Annotated in this window: 11 protein-coding genes; 5 read left to right on the plus strand and 6 right to left on the minus strand. The window is 68.7% G+C overall.

Translation table 11 applies throughout. From position 1 onward, the window contains the following. Positions 1 to 291 (plus strand): N-acetyltransferase (locus DSP71_RS15815; protein ID WP_147251344.1); only part of this gene is annotated, 291 nt, incomplete at its 5' end. A 26-nt stretch (positions 292 to 317) separates the two neighbouring features. Here DSP71_RS15815 and DSP71_RS15820 read toward each other — a convergent pair. Then, positions 318 to 1,769, minus strand: coding sequence for a gamma-aminobutyraldehyde dehydrogenase (locus DSP71_RS15820; RefSeq protein WP_058632921.1), 1,452 nt, complete (start codon positions 1,767 to 1,769; stop codon positions 318 to 320). A gap of 99 nt (positions 1,770 to 1,868) precedes the next feature. Here DSP71_RS15820 and DSP71_RS15825 point away from each other — a divergent pair, with 99 nt between their 5' ends. Genes DSP71_RS15825 through DSP71_RS15835 form a run of 3 tightly spaced genes read left to right on the plus strand, consistent with a single transcriptional unit; the run spans position 1,869 to position 4,112 of the window. After that, positions 1,869 to 2,336, plus strand: coding sequence for an Lrp/AsnC family transcriptional regulator (locus tag DSP71_RS15825; RefSeq protein WP_046747577.1), 468 nt, complete (start codon positions 1,869 to 1,871; stop codon positions 2,334 to 2,336). Positions 2,337 to 2,364: 28 nt separating this feature from the next. Next, a complete protein-coding gene (locus DSP71_RS15830) occupies positions 2,365 to 3,768 on the plus strand; it encodes an FAD-binding oxidoreductase (protein ID WP_113681565.1) in 1,404 nt (467 codons plus the stop codon). Further along, on the plus strand, positions 3,765 to 4,112 hold the full coding sequence (locus DSP71_RS15835; RefSeq protein WP_058632923.1) for a cupin domain-containing protein: 348 nt from the start codon (positions 3,765 to 3,767) through the stop codon (positions 4,110 to 4,112). Before DSP71_RS15830 ends, DSP71_RS15835 begins: the two co-directional genes overlap by 4 nt. A 24-nt stretch (positions 4,113 to 4,136) precedes the next feature. On the opposite strand, the gene DSP71_RS15840 is transcribed toward DSP71_RS15835, so the two are convergent. Beyond that, entirely contained in the window at positions 4,137 to 5,645 is a 1,509-nt protein-coding gene (locus DSP71_RS15840) for a carboxylesterase/lipase family protein (RefSeq protein ID WP_113681569.1), read from the minus strand. Positions 5,646 to 5,674: 29 nt separating this feature from the next. After that, positions 5,675 to 6,982: an MFS transporter gene (locus DSP71_RS15845; RefSeq protein WP_113681566.1), complete on the minus strand. Its 1,308-nt coding sequence runs from the start codon at positions 6,980 to 6,982 to the stop codon at positions 5,675 to 5,677. A gap of 166 nt (positions 6,983 to 7,148) precedes the next feature. Between DSP71_RS15845 and DSP71_RS15850 the strand changes: the two genes are divergently transcribed. Next, positions 7,149 to 7,718, plus strand: a complete 570-nt coding sequence (locus tag DSP71_RS15850) for a TetR/AcrR family transcriptional regulator (protein WP_113681567.1) — start codon at positions 7,149 to 7,151, stop codon at positions 7,716 to 7,718. 34 nt (positions 7,719 to 7,752) lie between these two features. On the opposite strand, the gene DSP71_RS15855 is transcribed toward DSP71_RS15850, so the two are convergent. The 3 genes from DSP71_RS15855 to DSP71_RS15865 all read right to left on the minus strand — a co-directional run. Continuing rightward, positions 7,753 to 8,763, minus strand: a complete 1,011-nt coding sequence (locus DSP71_RS15855; protein WP_374939216.1) for a DNA-methyltransferase — start codon at positions 8,761 to 8,763, stop codon at positions 7,753 to 7,755. A gap of 47 nt (positions 8,764 to 8,810) precedes the next feature. Next, a complete protein-coding gene (locus DSP71_RS15860; RefSeq protein WP_046747571.1) occupies positions 8,811 to 9,860 on the minus strand; it encodes a biotin/lipoate A/B protein ligase family protein in 1,050 nt (349 codons plus the stop codon). Between the two features lie 38 nt (positions 9,861 to 9,898). Then, a partial coding sequence (locus DSP71_RS15865; RefSeq protein ID WP_113681568.1) for a DUF1684 domain-containing protein occupies positions 9,899 to 10,167 on the minus strand: 269 nt, incomplete at its 5' end.

The following is a 10,167-nucleotide window of genomic DNA, read 5'->3' on the forward strand; positions in this document are numbered from 1 at the left end:
CTGGGCTCCGGCCGCGACCCCGACGGGCTCGCCGACGGCGAGGTCTACGGCATCTACGCAGACCCCGCCGCCTGGTCGACGGGTGCGGGCCACGCCCTGCTCGAGGCGGCGGAGCAGCGGATCGCCGAGGCCGGGTACGCACGCGCGTACCTGTGGGTGCTCGATGGGAACGATCGCGCGGATGCGTTCTACGCACGCCACGGCTGGGACGAGGACGGCGCGGTCAAGATCGAGGAGCGCCCCCAGCTCACCCTGCGCGAGCACCGTCGTGTGAAGCAGCTCGCCCCCTGAGCGCCCGGGGCCCCTCGCCGGCCCCTTCAGTCGAGCGCACTCATCACGTGCTTGATGCGCGTGTAGTCGTCGAAGCCGTACTGCGAGAGGTCCTTGCCGTAGCCGGAGTGCTTGAATCCGCCGTGGGGCATGTCCGACACGAACGGGATGTGCGTGTTGATCCATACGCACCCGAAGTCGAGGTCGCGCGAGAAGCGCATCGCTCGAGCATGATCGGTGGTCCACACCGAGGCGGCGAGCGCATAGGGCACGTCGTTGGCCATCCCCAGGGCCTCGGCGTCCTCGGTGAACGACTGCACCGTGAGAACGGGTCCGAAGATCTCACCCTGCACGACCTCGTCGTCCTGATGCACACCGGAGATGATGGTGGGCTCCCAGAAGTAGCCGCGATCTCCCCGGCGGCGTCCACCGGTCTCGATCGTCGCGTGCGCGGGGAGGCGGTCGATGAAGCCCTGCACCTGTGCGAGCTGGGCCGCGCTGCTCAGCGGCCCGTAGAGCACACCCTCCTCGCGCGGCCCCCCGGTGCGGGCGTGCGTCTGCGCCCTCGCGACCAGCGCGGCGACCAGTTCATCGTGGAGTGAGGCGTGCACCAGCACCCTGGTGGCGGCGGTGCAGTCCTGTCCGCCGTTGAAGAAGGCGCCGGTGGTGATGCCCTCGACGGCCTTCTCGATCGAGGCGTCGGCGAACACGATCGCCGGAGCCTTGCCGCCGAGTTCGAGATGCACCCGCTTGACGTCGTTCGCCGCCGAGCGTGCGACGGCCATGCCCGCCCGCACCGAACCCGTGATCGCGACCATCTGCGGCGTGGGGTGCTCCACCAGGGCGACACCGGTGTCGCGGTCGCCGAGCACCACGTTGAGGGTGCCCACCGGCGTGTGCAGCGCGACGATCTCGGCGAGAAGCAGCGTCGTGAGCGGTGTCGACTCGGCGGGCTTCAGCACGACCGTGTTGCCGGCGGCGAGCGCGGGCGCGATCTTCCACACCGCCATGTTCAGCGGGTAGTTCCACGGGGTCACCTGGCCGATCACACCGACCGGCTCGCGACGCACGAACGAGGTGTGTCCGGCGAGGTACTCCCCCGCGGCCCTGCCCTCGAGGCTGCGAGCGGCACCCGCGAAGAAGCGCAGCTGGTCGATCGACTGCATGATCTCGTCCGAGACCAGGCTCGCGCGCGGCTTGCCGGTGTCCTGCGACTCGAGGTCGGCGAACTCGTCTGCGCGCGACTCCATCTCGTCGGCGATGCGGAAGAGCGCCAGCTGCCGCTCCCCTGGCGTGGTGTCGCGCCAGATCGGGAAGGCCGCAGCCGCAGCTGCGTAGGCGGCATCGACGTCGGTGACGTCCGACACCGGGAGCTCGCCGTACGCGTCTTCCGTGACAGGATCCAGAAGCGGCATCCGACCGGCGCCGTGTGCGGGCACGTACTGTCCGCCGATGAAGTTCTGCAACGGCGCTGAATCCTTCAGAAGATGAGTCGACATGGGGTCATGGTATCGACATCCCTGCGGAATCTGAAGATACCTCCCGTAGATTCGACTGAATCAGTTGCGGGATCACACATCGACTGACAATATCGACACATGAGCACGAAGCCGTCCCAGCCTGCCCTTGATGACATCTCGAAGCGCATCGTCGAACTGCTGCAGGAGGACGGCCGCCGCCCCTACGCCGAGATCGCGCGGGAGGTCGGGCTGAGCGAAGCCGCCGCTCGTCAGCGCGTGCAGCGGATGACCGAGGCGGGCATCATCCAGATCGTGGCGGTCACCGATCCGATGCAGCTCGGCTTCCACCGCATGTCGATGATCGGCATCCGAGTCTCCGGTAACCCGCGCGAGATCGCGCAGGAGCTCACAACGATCCCTGAGCTGGCCTACGTGGTCGTGACGCTCGGCACCTTCGACATCCTCGTCGAGGCGGTGTGCGAGAACGACGAGCACCTCATCGAACTCATCGCCACCCGCATCCGCACGATCCCCGGCATCACGCACACCGAGAGCCTGCTCTACGCCGGCCTGTACAAGGACCTCTACAACTGGGGCACGCGCTGACGCGAGCCTCCGAGGAACGGAGAGAACGATGGGCACCACCGTCTTCGAACGCCAACGACCTTCAGCGAGCGTCATCGACGCCTCGCTCCGGGACACCGCCCTGCGGGTGTTCTGGCTCGACGACGTCGAGCGGCCGACGCACCCGCCGTTGAACGGCACTGTCCGCGCCGACCTCGCCATCGTCGGCGGAGGGTACGCCGGACTGTGGACCGCGGTGCGCGCCAAGGAACGCGACCCCGAACGTCGTGTCGTCCTGCTCGAAGCCTCGCGCATCGCCTGGGCCGCCTCCGGGCGCAACGGCGGATTCTGCGAGTCGAGCCTCACCCACGGCCATGAGAACGGCGTCAACCGATGGCCGGAGGAGATCGACCGGCTCGAGGAGCTGGGCCACGCGAACCTCGATGGGATCGGTGAGACGGTCGAGCGGTACGGCATGGATGCGGAGTTCGAGCGCACGGGTCAGCTGGCGGTCGCCGTCGAGCCGCATCAGGTGGACTGGTATCGCGAAGAGCCCGGCTTCCTCGACCGCGAAGCCGTGCAGGCCGAGGTGCACTCGGAGACCTTCCTCGCCGGAGACTGGGATCGCGACGGCTGCGCCATGGTGCACCCCGCCAAGCTCGGCGTCGAGCTGGCACGTGTGGCCGCCGACCTCGGCGTCGAGATCCACGAGCACAGCATCGTCCGCGCGATCGAGGGCGACGGGTCCGGTCCGATCACCCTGGTCACTCCGGACGGCCGTGTGGTCGCGGACGCCGTCGCCCTCGGCACCAACGTCTTCCCCTCGCTCCTCAAGCGCAACCGGCTGATGACCGTTCCGGTGTACGACTACGTGCTGATGACCGAGCCGCTCTCGACCGCGCAGCTGGCATCCATCGGATGGTCGAATCGTCAGGGTCTGGCCGACAGCGCCAACCAGTTCCACTACTACCGGCTCACCGGGGACAACCGCATCCTGTTCGGCGGCTACGACGCCATTTACCACTTCGGCGGCAAGGTGCGTGCGGAGTACGAGGACCGCATCGAGAGCCACCGCAAGCTCGCCTCCCACTTCTTCACGACCTTCCCGCAGTTGGAGGGTCTCCGATTCACGCACCGCTGGGCGGGAGCCATCGACTCGTCGAGCCGCTTCTGCGCGTTCTTCGGCACTGCCCGCAAGGGACGCGTGGCGTACGCGACCGGCTTCACGGGCCTGGGGGTCGGCGCGGCGCGTTTCGCCGCCGACGTCATGCTCGACAAGCTGTCCGGGGAGCAGACGGAGCGCACGGAGCTTCGGATGGTACGTGAGAAGCCCATCCCGTTCCCGCCGGAGCCCGCGGCGTCGATCGGCGTCAATCTCGTGCGCGCCGCCATGAACCAGGCCGACCACAACCAGGGCAGGCGCAACCTGTTCCTCAAGGCGCTCGACGCCGTCGGCATGGGCTTCGACTCGTGAACGGTCTCGCCGCGGGGAGTGCGGTGGATGTCGGGGCCCTGCCCCTCGCTCATGAGCCGCTGCCCTCCGACGACGTGCTCTCCGGCACGCCGACGACCGCGATCCGCGAGCTGGCGACTCTGGGCGGCATCGAGATCGGCGTCTGGGAGATGACCCCTGGCACCGCGACCGACACCGAGGCCGATGAGGTGTTCGTGGTGCTGTCCGGTCACGCCACGATCGCGTTCGCCTCGTCCGGGCTGCCCGATCTGGAGGTCGGACCCGGCTCCGTCGTGCGGCTCGCCGAGGGAATGCGCACGACCTGGACCGTCACCGAGACCCTCCGCAAGATCTACGTCGCCTGAGTCCGCACCGCGGGCGCTCTCGAATCAGGTCGCGCGCAGCAGCGGACGCACGGACGCGTAGGCATCGGCGACGTCGCGCGTCGGCACGTCGTAGACCCGGGCGATGCCCGCGGCACCCCGATGGCGCGGCCACCCGGGGTCACCTCCGGCGATGAACGCGACGGCCGCTCCGTGCACCTCGTCGGCCAGCTCCTGTGGAGGGTTCGGTCCGGCGAGTGGCTCCATGGCGGGGCCGTCGAGGCAGTCGAAGAAGAACGGCACGTCGAGGCAGTGCTCGGCGAAGCCGAAGTGCCCTGACGGCCAGGAGAACCGGTACAGCCAGGTGGGTGCCGAGCCGCGGTCGGCGAGCACGTTCAGCAGCGCCGTCCGGAACATCCGGTCGGTCAGCAGACGCCCGCCCAGGCGCGCTTTGCCGAGGCCGGCGATGTCGGCGTTCGCGGCGAGGTATTCCCTCCGTACGGCTTTCGGCAGTCCCAGCTTGTTCAGCAGGAGCGACCTCGGCACCCAGCGCAGCTTCTTCTCGGCCCCGGAGAGGACCATCGTGAACTCGTCGTCCGTCGCCCCGAGGACGAGCGGCTTGTCTGCGCCGACGCCGGCCCGCAGAGCCTCGCGCGTGGAGCGCGGCAGCAGATCACCGTCGACCGTCGGCCCGAGTGGGAGCCCCTCGTCGATCACGCTGCCCAGGGACGAGGGACCGAGCTCCGTGGCCTTCTTCTGCAGTTCGAGGATGCGTTCTTCGCGCAGCGACGAGAACCCAGCCACGGTCGGCTCGACCCCCGCCGCCGCGGCGAGCGCACGCCCGAAGGCCTCCGACCGGGTGGCACTCACATCGGCGAGCGCGCCCGAGATCGCGTAGACGCCGTGGAACAGGTGTTGCGCCTGCTCCATGCCGAGCAGGGTGAGCACCGCACCGCCGCCCGCGGACTGTCCGGCGATCGTGACGCGTGACGGATCCCCGCCGAACTCCGCGATGTTCTGCTGCACCCATTCGAGGGCGAGCAGCCAGTCGCGCACACCACGGTTCGAGGGTGCATCCTCGATCCAGCCGAAGCCGTCGAAGCCCAGCCGGTAGGAGAGCGAGACCGTGACGACACCGTCGCGGTTGAAGTTGCGGCCGTCGTACCAGGGGCTGGCAGGCGAGCCCGCGAAGTAGCCGCCGCCGTGGATCCACACGAGCACCGGGAGCCCGTCCCCCTGCCCCGCGCGGCTCGGGTTCGGGGTGAACACGTTCACGTTGAGCGTGGCGTCACCCTCGATGCTCGGCTCGGGGATGAGCGTGACGCCGGGGTCTCCGCGCTGCGCGGTCGCCGCGAACTCGAGCGCATCGCGCACGCCCTCCCACGGTGCCTTCGGCACGGGCGCCTGGAAGCGCAGCGCACCGATGGGTGCTTCGGCGAACGGGATTCCGAGGAAAGCCGCCGATCGGGGATTGCCCCGCCCTCCCGTTGTCGGACGCCAGCGGCCACGCACTCGTCCCGCGGCCGTGGCCACCTCGACGAAGTCGGCGGTCGTCTCGGAATCGGTATCGGTCATGACAGTATTCTCCCGGTCGTTCCCGGTCATCAGCGCACTCCCTTGATCGGCGCGGTCGCCACGGCGGCGAGGATCACGAACACGATCGCGAAGACGAACAGCATCGCGTAGCCTCCGAGCGCCGTGAGGATGACACCGCCGATCGCGGGGCTCAGGGCCTGCGGCACGTTGGTCGCCACGTTCAGGATGCCGAGGTCCTTCCCCGCGGAGACGCCCTCGTTCGGCAGCACCTCGGTCATCAGCGCTGCATCCACCGACATGTAGAGCCCGAAGCCGACCCCGTTGATGATGCTCATCAGGATCATGCCGGTCATGTTCGGCTGCAGGAGCGGCATCGCCAGCCCTGCCACCATCACGACGGACGCAGCGTAGATGAAGACCTTGCGGCGACCGACCCTGTCGCTCCACCACCCGGAGAGACCGATGGCGACCAGGGTCGGGATGAAGGCCACGAGGGTGAGCGTGACGACGGCGCCCTGGGCCTCCGCCAGGGGCAGCCCGATGTAGTCGGTGAGCATGTAGAGCTGGTACGAGCTGACGACGAAGTAGCCGAGGATCAGCAGGAACCGCGCCCCGAACGCCCAGGCGAAGTCGGGGTGGCGGCGCGGGTCGATCCAGAAGCCCCGGAAGAAGGCGCCCCATCGGAACGGGGCCACCGCGGCGTGCTTCGACGACCAGTCGCGGTTCACCACGGCGAACAGCAGCGCCGCCACGATCACGGCACCGCCGAACGCCGCGTAGCCGATGCCGATCTGCGCGGCGAACGCCCCGGCGAGCATGATGCCCACCGTCATGCCGACCTGCGTGCCGATACCGATCATCGCGCTCGCGCCGCCGCGCTTAGCCCGCGGGAACCTGTCGGCGGTGATGGCCGTCAGCGGAGCCTGGAAGAAGTTCAGCGCCACCTGGATGATGACCCAGAACACCGTGATCCAGAGGATGTCGGTCAACGAGCCCATTCCGAACAGGAAGATGCCGCCGATGATCGCGCCGAGCACCATCCACGGCACCCGGCGTCCGAACCGCGAGCGCGTGCGATCGCTCAACGCCCCGACGATCGGCTGCGCGAACAGCGTGAAGACGAAGGAGATCGTGGTCACGACGGCGAGGTTGCCGACCTTGTTCGCCTCGTCGATCATCAGCACCTGGCTGGGCAGCAGGATCGCGATGAGTCCGCCGTAGGTGGCGAACAGGGTCAGCGAGGCGATCAGCAAGCTGGGCAGCAGCCGCCGATTCGCGGGCGGACTCGCCGCCGGTTCCCCCGCGGCGGGCGGAACGGCGCGGATGGTGCCGGTCGGGGCGATTTCAGCGGCGGGGTCGAGCGGGGACACGGACATGTCGGCTCCTCGTTGAGCGTGATCGGGTCGGTGAGCGTGATCAGGTCAATACCATACGGTGTTTGGTATTCGTCGGACATGCTGACAGATCGTCGACTGTCCGCGCAAGCGTTTCACGAACGTTGTTTGGTTTTTGTGATCCGAGCGTGACGGTTACCCTGGAGCGATGGCTACACGGGGGGCATACGCGAAGGGCGTCGCCAAGCGCGAGGAGATCCTCGAGGCCGCACTCGCCGTCGTGGCCGAGCACGGCTACCGCAAGGCGTCGGTCCGGGAGATCGCGGACGCCGCCGGACTCAGCCCGGCGGGCCTGCTGCACTACTTCGGCAGCAAGGAGGAGCTGTTCGTCGCGATCCTCCGCGCCAGAGACGACCGCGACGAGCAGCAGTACGCCGGCGAAGACGCCTCGGCCGCGTTCCTCGCGGTCATCCGTCACAACGCATCCGTCCCCGGTCTCGTGCAGCTCTACGCGCAGTTGGCCGCCGAAGCCGGGGATCCTGCCCACCCCGCCCACGCCTACTTCCGCGAGCGCACCGAGCGTATCGAGACCTTCACCCGCGCTCAGCTCATCATCGACCAGGAACAGGGGCGGATCCGCGCCGACCTCGACCCGGCATGGGTCGTCCGCACCCTGCATGCCTTGGCCGATGGGCTGCAGGCTGCGTGGATGCTCGATCCCTCGCTCGACATGGCGGCAGAGATCGAGCGGTTCCTCGTGCTGCTCCGCCCCTCCTGACGGAACGGTCGCGGCTACTCCGGCCGAGTGTGGTTCAACGAAACGACGTCACCTCGGCGTGCGGCATCCGCGTCTTCATTATCCTGACGGCCTCGGGGTTGTCGTCGACCAGCACGGCGTCGCGTCCGAGGGCCGAGGCCACCGCTCCCGTCGTCCCACTGCCCGCGAAGAGGTCGAGCACACGGTCGCCAGGACGACTCGACGCCGTGACGATGCGCCGCAGGATCCCCTCGGGCTTCTGCGTGGGATAGCCGGTCTTCTCCCGACCGGTGGTGGGCACGATCGTGTGCCACCACACGTCGGTCGGCAGTTTGCCGCGCGCCGCCTTCTCGGCGGTGACGAGCCCCGGCGCCATGTACGGCTCGCGGTCGACCTCGTCCGAGTTGAACACGTACCCTCGAGGGTTCTTCACGTACACCAGGATCGTGTCGTGCTTGGTGGGCCAGCGGCTGCGCGACTTGGCGCCGTAGTCATACGCCCAGATCAGCTCGTTGAGGAAGCAGTCCCGCCCGAACACCGCGTCGAGCATGACCTTCGCGTAGTGCGCCTCCCTGTAGTCGAGGTGCAGGTACAGCGTGCCGTCGTCGGCGAGCAACCGCCAGGCCTCTTCGAGCCGTGGCATCAGGAACGAGCCGTAGTCGTCGAAGCGGTCGTCATAGGCGCGCAGCATCCCGCGCACCCGCTCGTAGGCGTGGCCGTGGAAGCCGTGCCGCACCTCGGTGTCAGCGGCCGGCGCGGTCTCTCCCGGCTCCGGTGAAGAACTCCGCAGATCCGTGCCGGTCACTCCCCCGAGGTCGTGGATCCCCGGGACCGGTTCCGTGGCCGGCACCGATTCTTGAGGAGTTGCCCACGTCCGCCGTGCGGTCACCACCTGACGCTCCTGCGTGCGGCCGGTGTTGAACGGCGGGTCCAGGTACACGAGCGTGAACGAACCGGAAGGCAGGGTCGCGGCGACGGCGAGGTTGTCGCCCTCGACGATCGTCACCGCACCCGGTACGAGCGGCTGCGGTACGACCGGCTCTGACACGGACACGGTGTCTGCCACGACGTCAGGGGTGTCCGCCGCAGGGGGGAGGTGAGGGGCCGGCGCCGTCACGGCACCCGATGCAGCCAGGCCTCGGTGGCGAACTTCGATTCGACGAGCGCCTCGGCGGCAGCGTACTCGTCGGCCGAGATCGACCCGGTCTCGGCGTCGGTCAGCGAGCGGAAGGTGTCCTTGAACCGTTCGATGATCTCCGCGCGCTCGAGGCCGGTCTGGCTGCGCAGCGGGTCGACGCGCTTGGCGGCAGAGGCGGTCCCCTTGTCGCTGAGCTTCTCCCGTCCGATGCGCAGCACCTCGGTCATCACCTGACCGTCGATGTCGTACGACAGGGTCGCATGGTGGAGCACTCCGCCGTTCGCCAACCGCTTCTGGGCGGCGCCGCCGATCTTGCCGGTCGGGCTCGCGATGTCGTTGAGCGGCTGGTAGACGGCATCGATGCCGAGCGAACGCAGCGCCTGCAGCACCCAGTCGTCGAGGAAGGCGTAGGAGTCGGCGAAGGTCATCCCCGCCACGAGTGAAGCCGGCACATACAGCGAGTAGGTGATGATCTGCCCCGCGGCCATGAGCATCGCCCCACCGCCCGAGATACGACGGACGACGTCGAATCCGTGCTTCGCAGCTCCCTCGGGGTCGACCTCGTTGCGGTACGACTGGAACGATCCGATCACCACGGCCGACTGGTCCCACTCCCAGATGCGCAGGGTGGGACGGCGACGCCCCTCGCCGACGCGGGAGGTGAGCACCTCGTCGAGCGCGAGGTTCATGCGTGGCGACGCAGCCTTCTCGTGCACGATCTCCCAGTCGAAGTCGCGCCACCCAGGGGCGGTCACGAGTGCGCGACGCACCGCGGTTCCGACGGCCTCCGGTGTGAACCCGAGCAGCTGGGCCCCGTCGGGCAGCGCGGCGCGGACGGCTGCGGCGATCGCCGTCGCGTCCGATTCCACGGGCAGTCCGTCGACGGCGGCGTTGATGTCGTCCAGCGCCGAGTCGGGCTCGAGGAAGAAGTCGCCGGCGAGCCGGAAGCGGGAGATCCGGTCGTCCTCGATCTCGAGGTCGACGACGACGAGCTTTCCACCTGGGACCTTGTATTCACCGTGCACGGTTCCAGCTTAAGGCGCGCGGCCCCTGTCACGGCGGGTCAGCCTCCGAGCACGACGACGCGCTCACCCGCGCGGATCGGGGTCGAGTATCGATTCCCGGCGGGCGGCAGCGGGCACACGAACTGGTCGGAGAATGCGCACGGCGGCAGATAGGCGCGGTTGAAGTCGATCACGGCAGTGCCGTCCACGGCCGGTTCGTCGACCGGAAGGAACCGGAAGCGGTAGGTCTCGAGGCCGTTCGTCCCGTCTGCGAACACCGCGCTCAGCCCGCCCTGAGCACCTCGGGTCACGGTGAGCGTCTGCGGCG

It is taken from the genome of Microbacterium sp. H6 (genome assembly GCF_003314775.1).
Classification (GTDB): Bacteria; Actinomycetota; Actinomycetes; order Actinomycetales; family Microbacteriaceae; genus Microbacterium; species Microbacterium oxydans.

Bases quoted from the DNA above. Each gene is read 5' to 3' on its own strand.
- DSP71_RS15820 (WP_058632921.1), bottom strand. From the start codon at position 1,769: ATGTCGACTCATCTTCTGAAGGATTCAGCGCCGTTGCAGAACTTCATC.
- DSP71_RS15825 (WP_046747577.1), top strand. From the start codon at position 1,869: ATGAGCACGAAGCCGTCCCAGCCTGCCCTTGATGACATCTCGAAGCGC.
- DSP71_RS15830 (WP_113681565.1), top strand. From the start codon at position 2,365: ATGGGCACCACCGTCTTCGAACGCCAACGACCTTCAGCGAGCGTCATC.
- DSP71_RS15840 (WP_113681569.1), bottom strand. From the start codon at position 5,645: ATGACCGATACCGATTCCGAGACGACCGCCGACTTCGTCGAGGTGGCC.
- DSP71_RS15850 (WP_113681567.1), top strand. From the start codon at position 7,149: ATGGCTACACGGGGGGCATACGCGAAGGGCGTCGCCAAGCGCGAGGAG.
- DSP71_RS15845 (WP_113681566.1), bottom strand. From the start codon at position 6,982: ATGTCCGTGTCCCCGCTCGACCCCGCCGCTGAAATCGCCCCGACCGGC.